The organism is Spirosoma knui (assembly GCF_054780635.1).
On record NZ_BAAGVY010000002.1, the window covers coordinates 888,843 to 912,421 of the forward strand.

The 23,579-nt window shown below is 52.9% G+C and carries 18 protein-coding genes; 13 read left to right on the forward strand and 5 right to left on the reverse strand.

Annotated elements, in window-relative coordinates; translation table 11 throughout:
* Positions 1–17: 17 nt before the first annotated feature.
* Positions 18–2,960 carry a hypothetical protein gene (locus ACYVIY_RS08465; protein ID WP_460975869.1) on the reverse strand — a complete coding sequence of 981 codons (2,943 nt, stop codon included), beginning with the start codon at positions 2,958–2,960 and terminating at the stop codon, positions 18–20.
* Between the two features lie 125 nt (positions 2,961–3,085).
* On the opposite strand from ACYVIY_RS08465, the gene ACYVIY_RS08470 reads away from it, so the two are divergent.
* A complete protein-coding gene (locus ACYVIY_RS08470) occupies positions 3,086–3,475 on the forward strand; it encodes a hypothetical protein (protein ID WP_460975870.1) in 390 nt (129 codons plus the stop codon).
* Positions 3,476–3,501: 26 nt separating this feature from the next.
* Here ACYVIY_RS08470 and ACYVIY_RS08475 read toward each other — a convergent pair whose 3' ends face one another.
* Positions 3,502–4,932 (reverse strand): aldehyde dehydrogenase family protein, encoded by a 1,431-nt coding sequence (locus ACYVIY_RS08475; protein ID WP_460975871.1) that lies wholly within the window; start codon positions 4,930–4,932, stop codon positions 3,502–3,504.
* A 132-nt stretch (positions 4,933–5,064) separates the two neighbouring features.
* Between ACYVIY_RS08475 and ACYVIY_RS08480 the strand changes: the two genes are divergently transcribed.
* The 4 genes from ACYVIY_RS08480 (at position 5,065) to ACYVIY_RS08495 (ending at position 8,520) form a co-directional block, all read left to right on the forward strand.
* Complete coding sequence (locus ACYVIY_RS08480) at positions 5,065–6,249, forward strand: helix-turn-helix domain-containing protein (protein WP_460975872.1); 1,185 nt, start codon at positions 5,065–5,067, stop codon at positions 6,247–6,249.
* A 104-nt stretch (positions 6,250–6,353) separates the two neighbouring features.
* Positions 6,354–6,857, forward strand: a complete 504-nt coding sequence (locus ACYVIY_RS08485) for a pyridoxamine 5'-phosphate oxidase family protein (RefSeq protein WP_460975873.1) — start codon at positions 6,354–6,356, stop codon at positions 6,855–6,857.
* A gap of 150 nt (positions 6,858–7,007) precedes the next feature.
* Entirely contained in the window at positions 7,008–7,775 is a 768-nt protein-coding gene (gene truA, locus ACYVIY_RS08490; RefSeq protein ID WP_460975874.1) for a tRNA pseudouridine(38-40) synthase TruA, read from the forward strand.
* 142 nt (positions 7,776–7,917) lie between these two features.
* Complete coding sequence (locus ACYVIY_RS08495) at positions 7,918–8,520, forward strand: nucleotidyltransferase family protein (protein ID WP_460975875.1); 603 nt, start codon at positions 7,918–7,920, stop codon at positions 8,518–8,520.
* Between the two features lie 89 nt (positions 8,521–8,609).
* Here the strand turns inward: ACYVIY_RS08495 and ACYVIY_RS08500 are convergent, their stop codons facing one another.
* The 3 genes from ACYVIY_RS08500 to ACYVIY_RS08510 all read right to left on the reverse strand — a co-directional run bounded on the left by ACYVIY_RS08500 (position 8,610) and on the right by ACYVIY_RS08510 (position 10,572).
* Positions 8,610–8,921 (reverse strand): hypothetical protein, encoded by a 312-nt coding sequence (locus tag ACYVIY_RS08500; protein ID WP_460975876.1) that lies wholly within the window; start codon positions 8,919–8,921, stop codon positions 8,610–8,612.
* Between the two features lie 132 nt (positions 8,922–9,053).
* Entirely contained in the window at positions 9,054–9,602 is a 549-nt protein-coding gene (locus tag ACYVIY_RS08505; protein ID WP_460975877.1) for a YceI family protein, read from the reverse strand.
* A 97-nt stretch (positions 9,603–9,699) separates the two neighbouring features.
* Positions 9,700–10,572, reverse strand: a complete 873-nt coding sequence (locus ACYVIY_RS08510) for a pirin family protein (protein ID WP_460975878.1) — start codon at positions 10,570–10,572, stop codon at positions 9,700–9,702.
* Between the two features lie 162 nt (positions 10,573–10,734).
* Here ACYVIY_RS08510 and ACYVIY_RS08515 point away from each other — a divergent pair, with 162 nt between their 5' ends.
* The 8 genes from ACYVIY_RS08515 (at position 10,735) to ACYVIY_RS08550 (ending at position 23,434) form a co-directional block, all read left to right on the forward strand.
* Positions 10,735–11,091 carry a winged helix-turn-helix transcriptional regulator gene (locus ACYVIY_RS08515; RefSeq protein ID WP_460975879.1) on the forward strand — a complete coding sequence of 119 codons (357 nt, stop codon included), beginning with the start codon at positions 10,735–10,737 and terminating at the stop codon, positions 11,089–11,091.
* A gap of 365 nt (positions 11,092–11,456) precedes the next feature.
* Positions 11,457–15,461: a hybrid sensor histidine kinase/response regulator transcription factor gene (locus ACYVIY_RS08520; RefSeq protein WP_460975880.1), complete on the forward strand. Its 4,005-nt coding sequence runs from the start codon at positions 11,457–11,459 to the stop codon at positions 15,459–15,461.
* Between the two features lie 156 nt (positions 15,462–15,617).
* Positions 15,618–16,490, forward strand: coding sequence for a c-type cytochrome (locus tag ACYVIY_RS08525; protein ID WP_460975881.1), 873 nt, complete (start codon positions 15,618–15,620; stop codon positions 16,488–16,490).
* A 75-nt stretch (positions 16,491–16,565) separates the two neighbouring features.
* Positions 16,566–17,612 (forward strand): PLP-dependent cysteine synthase family protein, encoded by a 1,047-nt coding sequence (locus tag ACYVIY_RS08530; protein WP_460975882.1) that lies wholly within the window; start codon positions 16,566–16,568, stop codon positions 17,610–17,612.
* Positions 17,613–17,699: 87 nt separating this feature from the next.
* Positions 17,700–18,338 carry a short chain dehydrogenase gene (locus ACYVIY_RS08535; RefSeq protein ID WP_460975883.1) on the forward strand — a complete coding sequence of 213 codons (639 nt, stop codon included), beginning with the start codon at positions 17,700–17,702 and terminating at the stop codon, positions 18,336–18,338.
* 336 nt (positions 18,339–18,674) lie between these two features.
* Positions 18,675–19,691, forward strand: a complete 1,017-nt coding sequence (locus ACYVIY_RS08540) for a ScyD/ScyE family protein (RefSeq protein ID WP_460975884.1) — start codon at positions 18,675–18,677, stop codon at positions 19,689–19,691.
* A gap of 87 nt (positions 19,692–19,778) precedes the next feature.
* On the forward strand, positions 19,779–20,036 hold the full coding sequence (locus tag ACYVIY_RS08545) for a hypothetical protein (protein ID WP_460975885.1): 258 nt from the start codon (positions 19,779–19,781) through the stop codon (positions 20,034–20,036).
* Between the two features lie 179 nt (positions 20,037–20,215).
* Positions 20,216–23,434, forward strand: a complete 3,219-nt coding sequence (locus tag ACYVIY_RS08550; protein ID WP_460975886.1) for an FG-GAP-like repeat-containing protein — start codon at positions 20,216–20,218, stop codon at positions 23,432–23,434.
* Positions 23,435–23,579 lie beyond the last annotated feature (145 nt).

Below are 23,579 nucleotides of genomic sequence, written 5' to 3' on the forward strand. Positions count from 1 at the left end.
TGTTCGGGCTGTTTGCGTTAAAAACCGATGTCAATCACTAGCGGCTGAGCCAAAAACTCCTGAGTCGTTACGTTGTAAATGGTTCGAAGCCCCACTTCAAAGGGCGTGCGCAGTCGAAGCGCATTGAAGATAAAGGACACATCAACCCCCGTTGTCTGATAGGCGGTATGCCGGGTTTCGTAACCGCGCAGCCGCCCGTATATATCCCGCACTTCGAGTCGGCTGGAACCGGAGGCCAGGTCATAAAAACCGGCGGCTTTGATGCGCTGAATGTACAGCCAGCGGCCCAGCGACCAGTGCGTGTCGGCGATGGGAAGCCGGTACTCGGCGCTACCCGCACTGATCTGGTCGTCGCTGATGTAAGGTTGACCGCGTGGATAGAAGATCACCGGACTGAATCGATACGTGCCCTGGAGCTGTTGCTGATAACCACCCCGTAACCGTACCGAATGGTGCTTCCCCAGACCAGGGAAATACAAATTGCCCTGAACGCCCCATTGATTGCCATTGAGCCGACCGCCGAAGGGGGTGGTGCGATAGTTGGCCGATACCGTCTGACCCCAGCGGGGCGCTACGTCCCGTTTGCTCTGGCGAAGCAGCCGCGAGTAACTAAAGCTATACGTTAAGGCATTTAGAGAGCCCGCCGAGCCTACTTCGGTTACGAACCGGAAGGGCAAATCATAGCCCGTCACCTGCAAATAATTGTAATAAGCGGCCACGCTTACGTTTTGGGCGTATTTCGATTGGGTCAGGCGGAAGGGCAGTCGAATGCCCGCCGTTAGTTGATTATACTGCCATCGGTCAGAGCGGAGGCTGTCGGCGGGTTCGACCCGGTCGACGTAGAGCGACGTATTGCGGTTGCCGTGCTGAAAACTGAGGTCAATGATGGGGTAGAGACCCTGGTAGCTGAAGTTGGCGAAAAAATTACCAACCTGTTCGGCCTGGTTGTAGGTGTAGCCAAGGCCAAGCTGGGTGGTACTTAGGATGTCCTGCGAACTCAACCCAACCGATAAGGCCTGGCCCGTGCTGCCGACCGTTGGCCCCCAGCTATAAATGTTAATGGCGTTGGCGAGCCGGTTAAACCGCGAGGGCGAATAAGTGCTGGCAAATGGTACCGAATCCGCTAAAACTTGCCGACCCGAATTCGCGCCTGGGTCCAACTGCGGAAGCTGTCCTATGAACTGAGTGAGTGGATTGTTCACTGCCTGACCGGAAGGGGAGGAGATAGGACGCCAGTCGGCGGGGTTGAGCGGCATATCCATAATCCGATACCCGTTCGCTGAAAAGTCCTCAAGCGCAAGCCGGTTTCCGGATGGCGATACTGCGGCATGGTAAGCGGCTAACGGACGCGACGTAACCTGAAATTGAGCTTTCGTGCGGATGTCAACCGCATAAATGTTGTCAATGCCCGACCGGGGCGAGTTGTAAAGAACGAAATTTCGCCAAGCCTGCGGATGGCTTATGTTTTCGTTCGCGCGCGGAAGGAGGTCGGTTTTCTGGTTCGTTCTGGTATCGATCAACTGGAGGGTTTTCTGTCCGTTCCGAAGCGCGACCACAACGAGCGTCTGATTATCGGCTAACCAGCGAGGGTGCTGGAAAAAGTCCTGATCCGGATTGGGTACGAGTCTCAAAACTCTTCCATTTGTCGCGTCAAGGACGAGCAGGCGGGTGGTGTAGTTGGCGGTATTCTCCACCACGACCAGTTTCTTGCTGTCCGGGGAAAGCGTCGCTACTGTGTACCGGGCGCGGTGCGTTAGGCGAGTGAGCGTACCAGTCTTTAAATCAAGCAATCGGATATTAGAGAAAATCCGTTGCCCCCAACGCGCATCGTAGCCAAACTCAATCCAGCACGCTTTCTCGGCTGTAGCCGACAGCAGGTCAGGATCATTCGGAAATCCTTGTACGAAGATGGTTTTCTCCGGCTGATTTTTAGTCAGCAACACCAATCGGGGCGTGTCGCCCAGCCCACTCTTCACGCAGAGTACCGTCGAATCAGACACCCATTGCGGGTACTGGTAATTGGTGAACACCGGGCGTTTCGAGTCCTGTTTTTCGGCCTGGATCGGATACGGAGCAGCGGGTGTCAACGACAGAGGTTTCTGCTGATTCTGCCAGGATTCAGTCAGCTCGTCCATGGTCTTCTGGTACAGGTCTTCGGTGCGCAGGCGGGTCTCGTTTTTGATACTGGCTGAAAACGCAAACGGCCACGGAAAACGGCGGTAGTTGCGGTTTAGCACCCGGCTCCAGACATCGGGTCCATGCGTGCGTTTGAGATATGTAGTCAGAAAGTAGCCGAGCACGTAATGATCGGGTACGTTGTCGCGATACGAACCGGCCACGGCTTTGGGGTAATCGAATCGCTTGCCCGCCAGCAGATTGGCCCGCATGCCCAGACTGAAATTCGGAATCCGGCCCCGGCCGCTGTTACTGAGCAAGGTTTCGGTGCCGACCGCGTCGCCTTCCGCAAACCAGTCGGGCACGGTAATCAGCGGGAAAAATAGTCCTCCGTTCCCCAGGAACGTATACAGAACCCGACCATAGCCTTGTAGCGCTTTGTCGTTCTGAACAACGTGCCGGTATTCATGCACCGAAAGCAGATCAAGCCAGTTATACGTACCGAGCAGACCCGGACTTTGGGGCGTAACGGCGAAAAACTCCGACCGACGCGGGTACAACGTAACAAAGCCGTTGCTGTTGGTTGTCTGATTCTGAAGAACAACCGAAATAGGACGGGGACGCTTTTGGAGCGAAGCACTAACGGGTTCGTACAAACTCTCTAACCGGTGAGCGGTACGCTGCGCCGTAGAATCGAACCCAGCGGGGTAAACAACGCGAAAATGAGGAGTGGATAGCCGGTACCAGCGGAGGCTCGTTGGGTTCTGGTCTAAAACGGGAAGAATCTGGGCGAAGGTGGTCAGCGTTGTTAATAAGCTAACCACCGTTAGCAATGACGTTTTCATAAGTAGCGACTACGAATGTACGGCAGATGTCCATTGTTTACTACCGCAGCAGCCTGCTATTGCAGCACGTAGTGAGAATAGTGCCGGAGGACAACGAGAATCGGTTACAACTTACCGACTCCTAGATGGGTCTTCGTTTAAAAATAGGAGCTATGGGTAAGAACCTGATTGTACTGGGAGCGCTTGCTATACTGGCGTGTCATAATGAACCGTTTCGACCGAACACCTGTCAGGTCAACGATCCACTTAAGGATCTTAACTGGCTGCAAGATAGTATTGCAAGTGCTGTTCGTTACAACGCCGACGTAACGGTTTATCAGGCCTCGTACCGGGGCGACACGGTGTTTCAGATCGACTCGTTCATAGGCATTGACGCCAGTGGCGGTGTCATTTACCGATGCGATGGGTCGGTTATTTGCCGATCTGTCGTTACGATTGCTGGTCAATCCGGCAACTGTGGTACTATTGCCAATGAGCTCTTCGGGCAGACGATTATTTATGAGCGAAAGCGGTAAGTCGGAGCATGCAACGTCCCGCCCCTTTATATATACTTCGCCAGAAAGCTGATCAGCTTCTTTACCTTGTCGGTGTACGGTGGGTAGATAAACTTCATCGTGCCGAAGTCGCGCTGCATGACCCCCCGCTGGTTCGAGAACTCCTGAAAGCTGAAGTAGCCGTTCGATTTGCCTAGTCCGCTGTTGTTAACGCCCCCAAACGGCAACTCAACGTTACTGAACTGGAGCAGCGCATCGTTCACAACGCTATCACCGGCCGTGCTGCGGTCGAGAATATACTGCGTGCGTTGCGGGTTGCGGCTGTGGATATACAGGGCCAGCGGTTTCTCGCGCTGATTAACGATTTGCAGAGCCTCGTCCAGCGTGGAATACGTTAGAACGGGCAAAACAGGGCCAAAAATTTCGTCCTGCATCACGCGCATATCGTTCGTAACCCCTTCCAGAATGGTCGGTTCAATAAAATTCTGATCGGCATTCATCTGTCCGCCCAACGTAACGGAAGCGCCTTTCTGCACCGCATCGTCGATCAGTTCTTTAATCCGGCGAAAATGGGCGTTGTTTACAATGCGAGCGTAGCTATCTGACTGTTCAACCGGTTTTTCCTCGGGTCTATACATGGCCGCAATGGCAGTCTGCATAGCCTGCATCAACGACTGCTTCACCGACTCATGAACCAGCAGATAATCGGGCGCAATGCAGGTTTGCCCGTTGTTCAGGCACTTGCCCCAGGCCAGTTGTTCGGCTGCCTGTTTAATATTGGCGGATTCATCGACAATGGCGGGGGACTTGCCGCCCAGTTCCAGCGTAACCGAAGCCAGGTGTTTGGCTGCAGCCGCCATAACGATACGTCCAACCGCCGGACTACCCGTAAAAAAGATGTGGTTGAAGGGTAAGTCAAGTAACGCTTTAGCAACCTCGGCGTCGCCTTCAAACACGGCCACTTCGTCGGCTGGAAACAGCTCGCTGATCATTTGCCGGATTAACCCAGCCGTGTTCGGCGTTAGCTCCGATGGTTTCAAAATCACTACGTTACCCGCTGCCAGGGCTGACACCAACGGCCGAATCGACAGCACGAACGGGTAATTCCAGGGTGAGATGATCAGGATGTTGCCTTTGGGTTCGTGCCGGATATGACTTTTCGTACCGACCATACTAAGCGGGGTTGGCACGCGCTGGGGCTTCATCCACTGCTTGAGGTGCTTGATCGTGTACCTGATTTCGGCATGAAGCGCCATGAGTTCGCCCAGCGTCACTTCGGCCGATGGTTTGCGGAAATCGGCATACATGGCCTGCTGAATAGCCGATTCGTGGGTCGTTATCCAGTGCTGAATGCGCCGGATGCGTTCAATACGCTGATCGGCCGTCGTCAGCGCCATTTGAGGAGCGTGCCGACGCTGTTGCGCAAAAACCGCCTGTAAATCATCCCGCAAATCGGTACTGGCCAGTAAGGTGTTCATAAAGGAAATCAATTCGATACGATCAAGTCAAACGAATACCCTTAAAATACAAAATAATGGCCGAAATGGTTGACATTGGCATTTAAAACCGAATCGGCTATCTTAGCTCAAACTTTAGTAAACCCAAACCGGATGACGCTCGTCAGTGAAAACATCCGCTACCTGCGCAAACTGAATGGTTTAACGCAAGAGCAATTTTCTCGGAAGATAAATATAAAGCGTTCGTTGCTAGGAGCTTATGAGGAAGCCAGAGCTAACCCGAATCAACAGAACTTACAAGCCATAGCCAAGGCGTTTAACACCACGGTTGAATTACTGACGCGGCAGGACCTGCGAAAAATTCGTGAAACGCCTAACCTCAGCATTCCCCTCGGTCAGTCAGGCCGATCGGCCGAGTCGCGTACGCACAGCATTCGCTCGGATGGAAAGATTGATACAGACGAGGACGATCCATTTCAGCATCCTGACTTCCCCGATATATTTGCCCAGCCGGAGCCGAAAACGCCCGAGCCGCAGCCACTGGCTTCGGTGCTGAGCAAGTATTATCGCCAGCAGGAAGAGGTACGTCCCGCCCCACCGCGCGAGGTGCGTCAGGCGCCCGCTCCGCCCGTAATTACACCACCCATGCACCCGGTCAGCGAACGCACGCAGTCGGCCGGGTTCCAGCCAGCGCCTACCGAGTCGCCGGTGGATCGGCTGTTTGGTCAGCAGCCCGAAAATCGGTCAGCACTGTCGTCGGGCGTACCGATACGGCAGCCCGAGAGCCGGGCTGCCGAGCCGCTTACGTTCAACAATGTTTACGAAGGAGCCAGTACGTCCACGCGCCCCAATCCGCCGGTTCAGGCCGTAGCGCCGACCATCCCGGTTGTGATGCAGCACCAGTTTGGCGACTATAGCCAGCGGTATCAGCACGCTGATTTTTTGCACCGGCTGCCCGCCATGCACCTACCGACGCTGCCCGAAGGCCATTACCGGGCATTCGAAGCAGGCGATGATTTTACGTTTCCGGGGGCGTTGCTGGTGGGTCAGTTCGTCAGAAACTGGTTCGACATTGCCGACGGAAAAATGTATATCCTGCTCGTGCAGGGCGTGGGTATCTGCTGTCGGAGAGTGTACAATCAGGTGAAAGTCAAAGGAACGCTGCTGCTGACGGCCGATCAGCCCACCATTCCAAACCGCGAGATTGCGTTGAAAGAGGTTCTCGAAGTCTGGGAGATCCGGGCCTTTGTCAGCCAGCAGTTGCCACCGCCCGCCCCCAATACCGAACGCCTTCGGCAACTGGTTGATGAACTCCGGTTTGAAGTTGAACGCTTGTAAACGCTCGGGCGGTTTAAGTAGGCGCTGGTTCAGTTTTCGTGTATTTCTTTAAACCCTATCCATATAATGGAGTTTTAAGGAAAGACAACAAACGAACCAGGCTGATGCAAGCTGAACAGACATTAAACTCGATGGAGCTGGACAAGCTCCGGGATAAAATCAAGGACATCCGAATTGCCATGCTCACCACGCTGGAAGAGGATGGCGATTTTCATACGCGCCCGATGGCGACTCACCAGATGGACCCTGACGGGACGATGTGGTTTTTCACCTACGACAATTCACCTAAGGTAGACGAGGTGAAGCATGACCAGCGGGTGAGTGTCGCCTTCTCCGATCCGGGATCGGAGTTATACGTAACCACGAAAGGAATCGCCCAGGTTGTAAAAGACCGCATGAAAATCAATGAGCTCTGGAGCGATTTTCTGAAAACCTGGTTTCCGAACGGAAAAGAAGACCCGCACATCGCGCTGCTGAAAGTTACCATTCATGCGGGCGAGTACTGGGACCGGCCGGGTGGTAAAATGGTGAAGCTGTTCGAGATGGCCAAGGGGGCAATCACCGGCGACGCCGATAAAAGCGGACGCAACGAGAAATTTGGCGGTTAACTTCCAATGAGTAAACAGTTTAGCAGATTTCTCGTTTAGTTTTCGTTCCTTCCTTCTTTGACCGGGGCTTTGGCTTTAGACTAATCTAGTCTGACGCTAAAGCCCTTTACCATTTCATCCTGCCGTGTGCTTCGTACTTTTGCCCTAACTATGCGTTACTTTCTTGAGCTGGCCTACCGGGGCACTCGGTATCATGGCTGGCAGCGGCAACCCAACGGAATCAGTGTGCAGGAGGTACTCGAAACGGCACTGACAACGGTGTTCAGGCAACCGATTGCTATTGTGGGCAGCGGACGTACGGATACTGGTGTTCATGCCGGGCAACAGTTTGCTCATTTTGAAACGGAGTCTCTATTGCCCACGAACCTGCTCCGTTCGATAAATAGTTTAATTCCCCCGGATATTGCGGTGTACGATTGCTTTCCGGTACGTGCCGACGATCATGCCCGATACACCGCTACGTATCGGTATTACCAGTATCAGATTATCCGCCGAAAAGATCCGTTTCGCGAGGGGCTGGCCTACGTATTTACTTTACCGCTGGACGTACCGCGCATGAACGAAGCGGCCAGTTGTTTGCTCACGCACACGGATTTTGAAAGTTTTAGTAAGGTTAAAACCGACGTAAAAACCTTTAACTGCCGGATTGATACAGCGTATTGGGAACAGAAACCCACGGGCGAATTAACCTTTCACATTCGGGCGGATCGGTTTCTGCGGGGTATGGTTCGCGCCATTGTTGGCACCTTACTGGATGTAGGTCAGCACCGCCTGAGCGTAGCTGAGTTTAATCAGGTGATTGATGCGCGCGATCGTAAACAAGCTGGTCGGGCGGCTCCCGCCGAAGGACTTTCGCTGGTTGAGGTAGGGTATCCAGCGGATGTGTTTGCCCATCGACAGAACCCACCGGCGGGCTAAGGTGTTCTGATGGTATACGGTTCAGCCGTTGTCTTTTTCATTGCGATGGTACCGGAGATACATTACCTAGAAATAGCCGGAATGCCCCGCAATGATCGGATCACAAGCGCTGAACTGCCGAACTCGCTTAAATAAACTTCCTTTGAAAATCGGAACCATCATATTAGCTGCCGGGGACTCATCCCGTATGGGGGGCGAACCCAAACAATTGTTGATGTACAAAGATCAATCGCTTATCCGTCGGATTACGGAAAGCGCACTGGCGTTACAACGAGGACCTGTTGTGGTAGTACTTGGTGCTAATCGAGAACGTATCGTACCCGAATTAAGTGGTTTACCCGTTACGTTGGTCGATAATCCAAGCTGGCATACGGGGCAGGCTTCGTCGTTGAAAACGGGGTTGGCGGCTCTTTATATTACGCACAAGGACATTGACCAGGTACTGGTGCTACACACGGATCAGCCAATGGTATCGCTGGGATTATTGCTACATATATTCGAAGTACAGAAGGATGAACAAAAAGGAATAGTGGCTTGTCGGTACGATACACAGATTAGCGTACCAGCCCTGTTCAGTCGCGATTATTTCGCGGAGCTGCTTCAGCTCGAAGGCGACAAAGGCGTAAAGTGGGTGATTGTGCGGCACCGTAGCGATTGTTCGGAAGTGCCTTTCGAGGCTGGAGCTATTGACCTGAACTCACGCCGTGATGTAGACCTGTTCAGGCAGGCTCAACTCTCCGTATAACGTAACGTTTGCCACCGCTGTAGACGCTGCGACAAATACGTATTAAGTTGGGTTATCGTTAGTTACTGGCAGGTAATCGAGTGAGAAAGTCATTGAATTTGGTTGACCAGTACGCGAACGCGTCCATTCAAGTGAATGGTATCGCCAACCAGCCTTACTTTTTCGCCAACCTCCAACTGACGATACGATTGCTGCATACGTACCCGGCTCACCAGGGCATCAAACTCGCTTCCCTGTTGGTCGCGCAGGCTAGCCGTATACCCATCCTTACCCGGCTCCGTTCGTTGAACGGTACCTTTGATTGAAAAAGGTTTGGGGCTGGCACAGGAGGTGACAAGCCAGATACTGACCGAAGATAACAAGATTAGCCAGGCAGGAACAAAAGACACTTTATTGGTCATACGTACGTCAATTTATAGAAGAGACCCTTAGTCGCTCAATAAAGTTGCCACACAGTGAAATAATTAAGCCGCCCGCTAAAACTCTTGGCTTTTCAGGAGCTTTAGCGGGCGGCTTAGAACAAAACTTTTTAATCAGGCCAGTACGGATTCAGTTTGCTTAACGAGTTGAACTTCACTCTGAATCTTTACTTCCTCACTCAGCGCTAACCCACCCGTTTCCAGCACACCATTGAAGTTTATGCCCCAATCGCTACGGTTAATTTTGCCGCTGATGGTAAACCCAACTCGGACTCCGCCCCAGGGGTCTTTGGTGATGCCACTGTAGTCAACTGATAATTTAACGGGTTTACGGACACCTTTCATCGTTAAATCGCCATAGACGTAAAAGCGATCCTCGTCCAACTTCTCTACGTTAGTTGACTGAAAAAACAGCTGAGGGTAAACTTCGGCTTCAAAAAAATCTGACTTACGCAGGTGATCGTCTCGTTGTTCATTGTTGGTATGGATTGATCCAATCTCAGCGGTAGCCTCTATCCGGGCCGTGCTAAAATCATCATCATCTGTTTCAACTTCGACCTGAAATTGTTGGAACGTACCCGATACATTACTAATCATCAGGTGTTTGATCTTGAAACCTAATTCGCTGTGAGTAGGGTCGAGGACCCATTTTGTGGTTGACATAAATCTAAATATTTGAAAATTTGAAAGTATTTAGTAAGCGTTTAAGGCACTGCTCAGGCAAAACGTCTTTAAAATGAAACCGAACCCGTGGTTGGGTTTACCAGAGAATCCGTTGCGATGCTGGTACGGTAGCGATGTGGTTCATTCGACCCTGCCTGTATTCCTGATAGAGCCTTCGGATATCCTCCTGCGTATCGCCAATGAAAGGGCCATGCGACACGATGGCATCTCCCTGCGGCTCTCCGCCGTAGAGAATAACCCGACTGCCGGCTTCGCCACCGGTCAGTTTGATTTCGCTCTGAGCTTCCTCAGCGTAGCGGTTAAGCCAGCCCACCTGATTCTGATGGACCTCTTTCGCTTCGTCTCCAACTTGTAGACTCCCCTCAAGAACATACAAAAAAGCGGTGTACGATGCCGGAATCTGTTGCACAGTAGTCACGCCCGGCAACAACTGGATATCGGCGATAAGCAGAGGAACGTAATTTTGAATGGGTGAAGTTACACCACCCAGCGAACCACTGTAGACCTTTATAGTGAGGCCCTCCTGGGTTAGGGTAGGTACCTTTTCCAACCTAAGATCCTGTACCCGTGGCTGAACCCATCGATCTCTTTTGGGCAGATTCAGCCATAACTGCAACAGCCGCATCGTCGCTTTTTGATCGATGGTTTCTGTGTGAATGATCCCACTGCCTGCGGTCATAAGCTGTAAATCGCCCCCTTTCATTCGATGGGCCTCGTCGCCTACTCCACCTTCCAGGAGTAAGGATACCGTTTCGAAACCGGCATGCGGGTGCGCCCCTCCGACCGGTAGCTCATCTTGTTTGTCGAGTCGATCGTCCATTAAAATAATGAACGGGTCACTCTCCGTAAAGTCCACCTGAATAACCGGACTAGCAAGGTGACCTGCCCCCAAAAATCCCTGTTGAGTAGGAGGGGTGTATATATGAACCAATTCTCTATGAATAGTCATGTCGTATGCTTTTTAAACAGGGCGAAATGTTCTCCCGTATTGCTGGTGCAAATTTACGTTGTTTACTATACTTTTGTAAGCACTATACTATTGTATAGCTCTATACTTGAGTATAGTGAATTATGCTACTTTTATGCGTATACTTTGTAGATGCTGAATAAGATGGAAGCAACCCAACTAAAGCAAGAGGAATGCGTGACTACTTTACGTCCGATACGGGATGCGCTGGACGTATTGAATGGCAAATGGAAACTGCCCATTATTGTGGCACTCACGTTTGGGGAGAAACGGTTTGGCGAAATTTCCAGGGAGGTTCACGGAATTACCGACCGGATGCTCTCCAAGGAATTGCGCGATATGGAAGTAAATGGATTAGTAAAACGAACGGTGTATGATACGTATCCGGTAAAAGTTACCTACACCTTAACCCCACATAGTAAAACGCTGGGTGATGTAATCGAATCACTACGTAACTGGGGCGAATTACACCGGAAAAAGATTCTATCGGGTGAAGTGTGAGCTAGTATCATAACGTAACGGGAAGAATAAGCCCAAGGCTTATCTAGTAATAAGGCTTCGCAGTGTGGTTAACGTATATTGGATGTGTTAGGAATGAAATCGAGCAAGCTCATATCAGTACACGTTACTATACTCCTGCATGTTGACAAGCAATTGTTTCTGGTTTTAACGCCAGTTAAACACGGTTGAGGGTAGATGAAGTGACATATGAGTAAAACACGCTCATTTTGAGGCAGGAAGCGTTGACTCTACTGTAAAAGAGCTAGCTTTGTTACGTTCATCTCTCAACGAACCCATAAACAAATGGCGATGCCTCTAGGCTACATCTCTGTCTGGACGATGTACACTGAGCCTCGTAATCTGGTATGAACAGGTACATACCGTCGGTTATACGCGTTCTGTTTATTGTTCTGCTCACGCTGGCCTCATCGGACGGCCTACGGGCGCAGTCGTTTCAATTACCCCAGCCTAAACTCATCACCGACAGGCAGGGATTACCGCAGGCCTTTGTCCCTGCTCTCCTTCAGGGTAAACAGGGCTTTATCTGGGCCGCTACCCGTGATGGCCTCTGCCGGTACGATGGCCAGCGGTTTAAAGTCTTTCAACCCGATCCCAACGGGCGGCCTTCTCTTTCTTTTGTGGGCGTTAACCAAATTGAACTGGATCGGCACGGACGCATCTGGATCACCTCCGAGCGGGGGGATATCGATGTGTTCGACCCGCGCACCGAAACCTTTACCAATCTCTCCCAGCAAGCCGCTTTCCGCCAACTGGTAAAGCCCGGTACTACCTATAGTATATACATCGATCGACAGGATCGACTCTGGCTGATGGATTTTGGCGGTGGCCTCTTTTGCTGGGATGTAGCCAAAAAACAGGGGCAGTGGTTTCGTCACCAACCCGGGCAAGCTTCGTCTATCAGTAGCAATAGCATTTTTTCTATGCAGGAAGATGCGGACGGGACGATCTGGCTGGTGACGGTTCGTGGACTGGACCGCTTTGACGAAGCTACTCAACAATTTACCCACTGGCGAGACTTGCCTGGGCAGGCCCAGTTACTGCCGAACGATATGCCCACCACCATTCGTCTCCGGCCGAATGGTGAGCTCCTGCTCTTCTCGCAGCACTACCTGACGCTGCTCCAGCCCCGCACGGGTCAGTTGCGGGCCTATCCATTGCCAGTTGCGAGTTATGGAGTAGGCTGGCATACGGCTATCGACCGGCAGGGAGCGGTCTATTTTGGGAGATTGGGTAATTTATTTCGATTTACCGACACGCAGGGTGTCCAGCTCGTTGCACACTGGGACCAGACTAACGATGAGTGCCAGAGTTTACTCGTCGATCGGACCAATGTCTTGTGGATGGGTACCAGCGGAGCGGGAATCCGCACCTACGATCTGCAGCCGAGTCCTTTTCAGAAGCGCCGGTATAGGCGTGAATTTTACCTGGACCTGCTCACCCGCGATTCGCTGGGTCTTCCCCCCGTTTCCCCGGCGGTACTAGCCAACCTGCGCGGATTAAATACCTATACGTTTCGATCGACCTTTGATCGGGCAGGCCGTTTCTGGTTCAGCGTAGGCACTCCGGATTTGTATCGGATGGATCGGAGAACCGGCCGGACCGAGCCTTTTCCCTTACCCACCCGCTATATCACCGAAGGGAGTTTAATCCATCCCAGCCCTCAGACCACCGATCCCCAGGGCCGGGTCTGGGCGGTGTATGACACAACGGCGTTCTGGTTCGATGAGTCGACGCAGCGCTGGACCCGGTTTCGCTACCCGATTCCTACCAGCTTATCCTCAGGTCCTATTACAGAATTCGTGGTCGATAAACAGGCGCTCTGGCTGGCCAGTCAGTTGGGGGGGCTCTGGCGGCTCGACCGACGGAATGGCGAGGTTCAGCAATTTGTCAACCGACCCAACGATGCTACATCCCTGAGCAGTAATGCGCTTTACTGTTTGTCAGCCGATCCCGCCGACGTTAACCGGTTATGGATCGGTACCTTTGGTGGTGGGTTGTGTTTGTTCGACAAACGAACGGGGCGATTTCGCCGGTTTACCCAATCTGCCGGGTTGCCCAACAACGTCGTGTACTCGGCCCTGCCCGACCACTACGGGTATTTGTGGGTGGGTACCAACAAAGGGTTATGCCGGATGAACCGCCGGACATTTACCACTCAGACTTTTACGCGGGATGACGGCATTATGGCCGACGAGTTTAACCGGAACCATTACGTCCAGTTTCCCGAGGGCAACATACTGATGGCTGGTCTGGAAGGCTTCACTCTGTTCAATCCCCGCCAGATTGGTCGGGATACGTTTGAGCCCAGAGTTGAATTAACGCAACTTCAGGTGAATAATCAGGCAATTCAGCCTGATCTGCCAGTCCTGAACGGTACGGACACAACTAAGTCTGCTAACCGATCTTTACTGGGCACGTTACCCATCCAGGCTACCGATCAGCTCGTGTTAGCCCACGATCAGAATTACCTGACCGTTCAGTTTACGGCCCTGCAATTCAATCAACCCGCTAAGAACCGCTACCGCTACCGGCTGGAAGGACTGGAAGATGCCTGGAAAGAAACGGACCGGCCCGAGGCCGTTTATACTAACCTGCCACCGGGCGATTACAGGCTGGCTGTTAACGCATCCAATACGTCAGGCCGGTGGAGTCGGTACGTGCGTAAGCTGGCCATCACCATTCAGCCGCCCCTCTGGGCCACCTGGTGGGCCACTGTTCTTTATGTCCTGATCGGTTTAGGCATAGCCTGGGGGCTCCTTCGGATTTATTTCAATCGACTCCGACTCAACCAGGCCATTCGGCTCCGTCAGCAGGAGGCCGACCAGCTCCGGGCCGTCGATACACTCAAGTCCAATTTTTTTACCAACATCACCCACGAGTTCCGGACGCCCCTCACGCTCATTCTGGCTCCTACCGAACAGATGGCGAGTGAGAACCCGACTCCAAAAAATCGGCGAAGACTGCAAACCATTGAACAGAACGCCCACCAACTGCTACGGCTGATCAACCAATTGCTGGATCTGTCCAGGCTGGAAGCCAGCGTCATGCCCGTGCACGAGTCGCGGGGAAACCTAACCGAATTTATCCGACACTGGCTAAATCCCTTAACGGATCAGGCTACTAATCAGGGGCTGAGTCTGACGTTTGACTCCGAGGTAACGGGCGACTACTGGTTCGATGCCGAAAAGCTGGAACGGATTGTGACTAACCTGGTGGCCAACGCGCTTAAATTCACCAAAGCGGGTACCATTACCGTATCCTTGACGGAAGCCTCGGGGCATATCCGACTTACCGTTAGCGATACGGGCGCTGGAATTTCGGCTCAGCACCTTCCTCATATCTTCGACCGCTTTTACCAGGTACATGATACGAACGATACACCGGGTACGGGTATCGGTCTGGCCTTGGTTCAGGAGCTGGTCCAGTTGCAGGGAGGGCGGATTTCAGTTGAGAGCCAGCTTCACAAAGGCACTACGTTCGTGGTCGAGTTACCATATCGACGGGCTGCACCATCGGAGTCAACTCCGGACGTAACGGCTCCCTGGGAACAGATTGCTAACGACGATGCCCCGACAGTTGCAGAGCAATCGGAACAGCCCCGGTTACTTATCGTGGAAGATAATGATGAACTGGCCCGGTTCATAGCCGAAAGCCTGCCCCATACGTATCGCATTCGGCGCGCCGTGAACGGACGCGATGGGCTGGAACAAGCCCTGGAGCACTTGCCTGATCTGATCATCTCCGATGTGATGATGCCGCTGATGGACGGCTTCACACTCTGCAATCAGTTAAAAACCGACGTACGTACCAGCCATATCCCGATTATCCTGCTGACGGCCAAGTCGTCGGTGGAGAATCGGTTGGCGGGTCTCTCGCTCGGGGCCGATGATTACCTGACCAAGCCTTTTCAGATCACCGAACTTCAACTTCGGGTACGCAACCAACTGGTGAGCAAACAACGGCAACGCGATTGGGTGCAGGCCAGTCTAAATAACCCTAATTCGGCTCTTTCTCAACCGGTCTCCGAACCCACCGATCCGTTTCTGACTCGCTTGTACGCCCTGATCGAAGCCAACCTGAGTGACGCTGGCTTTGGTCTTGATCACATGTTGAGTGAATTAGGCATGAGCCGCACCAATCTGTTCCGCAAGGTAAAAGCGCTGACGGGGCTGACCGCCCATGAACTGCTACGTAATTACCGGCTCAAACGAGCCACTCAGCTCCTGCGCTCAGGCGTTTCAGTGAAGGAAGTGGCCTATCAGGTGGGCTTCGAGAGCCCGGCCTACTTCAGCAAGTTGTTTCGGGACCTGTATCAGTTGAGTCCCACCGAGTTTGTCGCTCAAGGTTGATTGGGTAGCCTTTGCAGGGGTATTTATGCGCCTTTGGACCATTTCTTATCGGATTTGGATCAATCCTTATCGCTCCCAGCAGTGCCCGTCCCCTACTTTTGGCTTGTCTTAAGATCTAGAATATCCAACGAATCTTCCCTTTTATTAATCATTCCCATGTTCAAGAAAATTGTCAAATGGACTGGTATTGTTTTAGGCAGCCTGGTCCTTCTGCTCCTTGCATTTTACGGGTTTGTTTACGCCAAAACCGAAGCGAGTATTAATAAAATATACGACGTAGAACTCCAGACTCTCGCCATCCCCGACGATTCAGCTTCTTACGTCGCAGGTCGGCACGTGGCCGAGATCAGGGGTTGCCTGGCTTGTCATGGTGCCGATCTCGCTACGGGTGAAGTGTTTGCCGATGAACAGTCGCCTATTGGCTACATACAGGCGTCAAACATTACCAGTGGTAAAGGCGGTATTCAGTACACGGATCAGGACTGGATTCGGGCGTTGCGACACGGCCTGGGGAAAGATAACAAACCCCTTTGGTTTATGCCGTCGCACGAGATCTGTGGCTTATCGAACCAGGACATGGCGACCCTCATCAGCTACGTCAAAAAGCAGCCACCTGTCGATAAAACAACCCCGCCGAAGTCGCTGAAGCCACTCGGGCGCATTCTTACGTTTGTGGGTGAATTTCCGTTGCTTCCCGCCGAAAAAATTGATCACACCGCTACGTATGTGGACGACGTAAAACTTACGGTTAACGCTGATTACGGAAAATACCTGGCCGTTACGTGTACCGGTTGCCACACCGACAGTTTCAAAGGAGCGCCTTCCCGTTCGCCTGAACAACCCCCCATTCCCGACATTTCGTCGACTGGAAACCTGGGTAAATGGACGCAGCAAGGGTTTGTCAACCTGTTCCATACGGGCAAAACGCCCGAAGGGCGCGTGTTAAGCAAGTACATGCCCGTGCAGGCGTTCACCTATTCCGATGATGAATTAAGAGCTATTTACCTGTACCTGCACGAGGTAAAATAAACGTAGCGGCCGCCCTGGTCGAATGTCTGAATGCGTCAATCCGTACTATAAAGCCTGTCCTAAACTCTTCGTTTTATGATTCTATCCCTGGAAACTGCGCTGACACCCATTGTTCAGGAGAAGTTTGAACAACTCTGGTATTTGGTTGGCAACACCCCTATGCTGGAACTGTCCTATACGTATCAGGGACAGTCTGGTTCGCTCTATGTAAAGTGTGAGCAGTACAACCTGACCGGCAGCATGAAAGACCGAATGGCACTTCACATATTGCATCAGGCGTATCGCAGAGGCACCATTCAACCAGGCGACCGTATAGTGGAAGCCACCAGCGGCAGTACGGGCATTGCTTTTTCGGCAATAGGTCGGGCGCTGGGGCATCCGGTTACGATTATCATGCCCGCCGGTGTGAGCCAGGAACGTATTGATATTATCCGAAGTCTGGGTGCCGATATTGAGCTGTTTTCGCAAGAAGAAGGTGGATTTACGGGCGCTATCCGACGGTCGGAAGAGATGGCCGTCATTGACCCGGGCGTTTTTCTACCCCGCCAGTTTTCCAATAATGACAATGCCGAAGCCCACCGTCTGACAACGGGCAGGGAAATCTGGCAGCAGCTTCGGCAGGTGGGGATTACACCCGATGCTTTTGTGGCCGGGGTGGGTACGGGAGGTACAGTGATGGGCGTAGGCCGTTACCTCAAGTCCCGCAAACCCGACATCCGTGTTCACCCGCTCGAACCCGCGGAATCACCAACCCTATCCGTCGGATATAAAACCGGAACGCACCGAATTCAAGGGTTTTTCGACGAGTTTGTCCCTGATGGTATCCACCTGAACGAATTACATTCTGTGGTGCAGGCCAGCGATGGTGATGCTATACTCATGGCCCAGAAACTGGCTCAACAACTGGGCATAGCGGTAGGGATTTCGTCGGGCGCTAACCTGATCGGCGCGATCAGGCTACAACAGGAAATGGGCCCCGAAGCGCGCGTGGTAACAATTCTGTGTGACTGCAACAAAAAATACCTCAGTACCGACTTAGTCCGGGAGGAACCCATCAAACCGGGTTACCTGGCACCTGGTATTACGTTTACGGGGTACCGTCCCATCAGCCGTTTAGTGTAATTGGCAGACCCGGTGCGTTAAGAACTTCCATTGACCGGTCCATACGAGATCGTATTCCCACGTTAATCTTACTCAATACTCTTTCTGATGAACGTACTACTTATTGGAGCCTCGGGCACCATCGGCAGCGCTGTCGATCGGCTCTTTCGCGAGCAGGGACATACGCTTAGAACAGCCTCCCGGTCTACTCAGCCCGGCGTTGATTTTACCGATCAGGCCAGCATCAAGGCTTTTTACGAGCAGATCGACGAGCTGGATGCCATTCTGATTATTGGCGGTGATGCAGCCTTTGGCTCGCTGGACCAGCTAACCGATTCCCAAATAGAGCTGACGTTATCGAGCAAACTGATGGGCCAGATTAACATGGTACGTAGCGGCATGGCCAAGCTTCAGCCCAACGGGGTGATTGTTATGACAGGCGGTATGCTGGCTTACTCGCCCTGGCCTGCAACGTCGATGGTAGCCATGGTCAACGCTGGTCTGGAAGGCTTTGTCAGAGGGGCTGCCCTGGACATGACCGAAGGGCGCAGGCTGGTCATTGTTCACCCGCCCCTGGTTGCCGAAACCGCCCGTTCGTTTGGCCTGGATCAAACACTGTATCCAACGGCGGCTATGGTAGCCCAAACCTATCTGGAAGCTGTGGAAAGGGGCCAAAACGGAACTGCACTTTTTGTGAGCGAATACGCCCCCCGTAGCAGCGCCAGCCCGAGCAACTACGTCATCTAAATTAACTGGCATGCCAGCCAGTGTCGGGCATGCGACCTGCATCTGCCAATGCTCTCGGAAAGCTCGTCCGGGAAGCATTGGCAGGTTTATCGATTAAGCCTGATTAGAGCGCTGTCTAGCTCATCGTTTGGGCGTCTTAACCACAAATGGACCATTTCTTATCGGATTTGGACCATTTCTTATCGTCCTAAGGGGTGCCTGGTCCCTACTTTTGACCCGGCCCTGATCGACCACTTTTTCGTTAACCGGCTGATTGCCAAATTCCTGTCAGGACAGTATTCGGTGAGAAACGAGTCGATGGTCGAGATGCTCCATTTTTCTAAAACACCTCATGTTATGCAGAACAAATTACCCCTTTTAGGTTTATTTCTGATGGGTAGCCTACTCACCGGATGCCAGGATCACCGAATTACCACCGAGCCCGTTCAACTCACGACGACCACGCTGGCTACAGGTCTGGTCGGGGTGATTGGCGTAGAGACCGACTCCCGTGGACGGGTCTTTGTAACCGAACAAGGTACCGGCAACAACGATGGCCGCGTGTCGGAAATCACACCGGATGGAAAAGTACATCCGATTATTACGGGGCTGTATTCCTTCAAACGTCCCGATAACGAACTCGACGCTACCGATCACTTGCTGGCAGTCGATGGCATCCTTTACGTACTGAATGCCAAAGGACTTTACACCTTTAATTTAAGCTCGTATAAAACCGGCGATGCGCCGATTGCTGCGTCCAGTCTGACACCGGAAACTATTCAGAAGTTCGTCATCGATTATTCCTTCACTGAGGATACCGGCGAATCGCATCTGTACAACATGATTCTGGGACCCGACGGGGCGCTTTACTTCACCGATGCAGCCGCCAACGCCATTATACGCCGGTCTAAAACTGGTGAGTTGAGTGTGGTAGCGGCCGTGCCGGGCATTGCCAATCCCAATCCAGCCGGGCCCCCTCCAGGTCCTCCCTTTGTACAGTCGGTGCCTACGGGCATTACCTACGACGGCAAGCAGTTCGCCATCAGTACGTTGCTGGGCTTTCCGTTTCCGGCCGGTAAAGCGCTTATCTACCGGATGGACATGTCGGGCAAGCTTAGCGTCTTTCAGCAGACCTTCAACAGTCTGGTCGACATTGAGAACGATGGAAATGGTAACTATTTAGCCCTTGAATTTGCCGTGTTTGGCCCAATGGGCTGGACGCCCAAAACCGGTCGGCTGATACGGGCAAATGGAACCACCAATGACGTACTGATCGACAAGCTGAACATGCCAACGGACCTGAAAGTGGTGGATAATCACACCGCTTACCTAACCAGTATGGGCGACGGAGTCTTGTTTAAGATTACGTTCTAGATTTTTCTCCGGTTGGGATTAGCCAGGACTTCCGGTCAATCCCAACCGGAGAAGTTGTACCTAACCCGTTAAACTACCGTCAACGACATGACCCTTCATTTCACCCTGGGCGCTTCTGATAGCCCCTGCGTTTGCTGTGCCGAACTGGACACGCAACTCGAAGTACTCAACAGCTTTGTCTCTCTGGGAAATACGCTCGTATCGGCCTATCTGATTGATGAGCAGGGCATTCGTGTTGATTTACCCGTGGAAGCCTTCGACGGGCTGCCGATTGCCGATTCGCTGCGAAACCTGGCCAGACAGTATCAGCAGGTGCTCGGCGTTTATCAGGACTCTTCTCGGTGAGCCGATCTATGTTCAATTAATAATCAATCGAGTATTTACTAAAAGCCCCAGTTGCCTTCGATCGAGTGATTCCCGTTGCGCTCACCCGGCCCGGGTCGTTTCGAGATAACCTTACAAATGGCTCTTTGATGTCCCAGAACGACTCGATTATTCTCTCATCCAGCTATCTTATATCGATCATGAACCCAAATCTACTTACTCAACCCGATCTGTTTACAGTCGGCCACCATTTGAAGACAAATGGCCCAAATCGACTCCGCTGTATGGCCTTCCGTAGCCAGTATACTCAGTACGTTTTCAGCCTCTTGGGGCTGCTGTTACTGAGTCAGGCTACTAGCTGGGCGCAATGTTTTCAGAATATGCTTAACCTTCCGGTGGGTCTTCAGCCTCAATCGGTGGCGGTGGCGGACCTTAACCGCGATAATAAGCCTGACCTGGCCGTAGCTAACAGTAACAGCAATACGGTTTCGGTGCTGCTAAACGATGGCTTGGGTGGATTCGGCGGCAAAACGGACTTCGCGGTGGGTACTCAGCCCCGATCCGTGACTGTAGGGGACTTCAACAGCGATGGAAATCCCGACCTGGTCACCGCCAATTATAACAACAATACGGTTTCGGTGCTGCTGGGTAATGGCACAGGTGGATTCGGCGCCAAGGTCGATTTTGCGGTGGGAAGTAACCCCTCTTCGGTGGCTGTGGGAGACTTCAATAACGATGACAAGCCTGATCTGATCACGACCAACCAGGGTAGTGGCAACGTTTCGGTACTGCTGGGCAATGGCGCAGGAGGGTTCGGTGCCGCTATCAACTTTGGGGTGGGCAGTAGCCCTCAATCGGTGGCGGTGGCGGACTTCAACGACGATGATCTGCTCGACATTGCCGTGGCTAATTCTGGCAACAACACAGTCTTGGTAGCGCTGGGCACTGGCACGGGAGGATTCAACAACGCAATTCCCTTTCAGGGAGATGCTGTACCCGTTTCTGTGGCGGTGGGGAGTTTTAACGGCGATGGCAAGCCTGATCTGGCCGTAGCTAATAATAGCGGCAGTTCGGTTTCGGTGATGCTTGGCTTTGGTTTTGGAATCTTTCCGACTTCCCCCGAATTTGAGGTGAATCCTCAGCCCTATACGGTGGCCGTAGAGGACTTCAACGGCGATGGTTATGATGACCTGGTCTCGGCTAGTGATGCCTACAGCACCGTCTCGGTACTGCTGGGCGATGGCCAGGGCGGGTTCGGGCCCAAAGCCGACTTTGGGGTAGGCAGCAGGCCCCAATCCGTAGCGGTGGGCGATTTCAACGGCGATGGCAAGCCTGACCTGGTCACGGCTAATTACAGCAGCAATACGGTCTCGGTGCTTTATAACTGCACAATTCCGGCACCTACTCTCTCGGTATCGGCCAGCCCCAATCCCGTTTGTGCGGGCAGCACAGTGGCACTGTCAGTAACGGCTACCGGTGGCACGACCGGAATGCCGGACTACACCTACACCTGGGCCGCTCCGGAAGGCATCACCCTCTCGGCCACCAGTACCAGCGCGGTGTCGGCGAGTGTGGGAGCAGACGTGAGTGGAGTACAAACTTTAACCGTTACGGTAGCTTCATTATCAGCAGAAAACTCCATCAGCACCCGTCTGGTAAGTTTAACGGTGAATGCCCCGCCCAGCACTGTTACATTCCGTCAGAATGGGACCCTTGATTGTAAAGACGATGAGATAGAAATAATTGTGGATGCTGATGGTGGGACTAACAACACCTATGCCTTTAGTGATGGAGCGATTCGTGGGGGTGGTCCCAATACGAGTTTCGCCAGAGTGAGGAGTGGAGGGGTATATAGTGTTACGGTGACTAACTCCGGCGGATGCTCAACGGTAGCCTCTACCACCGTCATCACTGACAGACAGGTTCCCGAGAACGTAACCCTAAGCAACAATGGCCCGCTGACCTGCTCCCAAACCAGTGTAACCCTGACGGCCAGCAGCACTACGCCGGGCGTCGGCTACAGTTTTGTTGGGGTGGCGAGTAGTGAGGGGATAGCCACGGTCAATCAGGCCCGCCAATACACTGTCCTGGCAATTGGCCCCAATGGGTGTATAAATGGGGCAACTACGACGGTCGAAAGCAACACGACCGCTCCGGCGGCTACCCTAACGAACAACGGCCCTATTACCTGTACCAACCGCACGGTGACCTTAATTGCAGATGGGGGGAACAGCTACGTCTTCAGTAACGGCACTACGGCCAATGGCAACAGGGCTACGGTGAGCAATGAAGGAGTTTATAGTGTCACCGTGACTGGGGCCAACGGCTGCACGGCTATCCAGACCACGGAGGTAACTGGCAATACAACGCCCCCTCAGGGTGTGACCCTGACAACGGATGGGAACATCACTTGTAACAAGGCTACCGTTCAGCTCACTGCCGCCAGCAGTACCAGTGGTACACTCACTTATCTTTTCAGTGGGCCTGGCTCCAGCTCTATTACCCAGACAGGTGGCCCCTCCGCTACGGTCACAGCCGAGGGGACTTATACCGTCACCGTGACGGGCGCCAACGGGTGTACCGCTACGGCGACTACGGACGTAACGGGCAGCACAACACCCCCTGAGAACGTGTCCCTGACGAATACCGGCCCGTTGTCCTTTACCAACACCAGCATTAGGTTACTGGCTACCCCAGACAATAACTACAGCTATAGCTTTAGTCAGGGGGCTACGCAGCAGGGGACAACCAACTCCGCCACCGTCACAACTACGGGTGTCTTCTCGGTGACCGTAACCCGCCAAGACAACGGCTGTACGGCTACGGCCTCCACAACGGTGACTGGAGGTAACAACCCTACCGTCTGCCGGGGCGGTACAGCGGTCATCAACGTAGTGGTGGAAGGTGATCCGGTGAAGTATGAGTGGTACAAGAACAGTCTGACTAGCCCTAAACTGATGGAGACGCCCCAACTCTTCCGGGGCACGGCTACGTCAAGTCTGACGCTAATCAACGCCCAGAGCAACACCCAGGGCAACTTCTTTCTCAAAGTCACCGACCGTTCAGGTCAGGTGAAGGTGTACGGACCCTACCGGCTAACAGTAGACGCCAGTTGCCGGGCCCGAGAGATAGCTCAGCTAGAGACACCCTTACAAGTGGAGCTAGCGCCTAACCCCATCCAGCAGGAGCGCTTACAGGCGATTGTGCGTGGAGCAGAAGGTCGCTCGTTGCAGGTAGAACTGGTTGACCTAAGCGGTAAACCGATACGTCAGCAGCGCTGGACTCAGGCCGAGCCTCAGCAACGTATCGACTGGGACATGCAAGGACAATCCAGCGGACTGTATCTGCTACAGGTGGTCAGTGAAGGCGGTGCCGGTCTACCGACTCAGCGGCAAAGCGTAAAGGTGGCCAAGCCGTAAATACGCTGATTAACCTAGGCCGTATACCTTTGTCAGCCAAACAATGTTTCATTAAGCAGAATGAAGAAAAGCCTGGTCGCGATGCAGCCAGGCTTTTTTGTGCCCTCTACTTACTAAATACCCTTTTTTATTCTGATAGTTACTT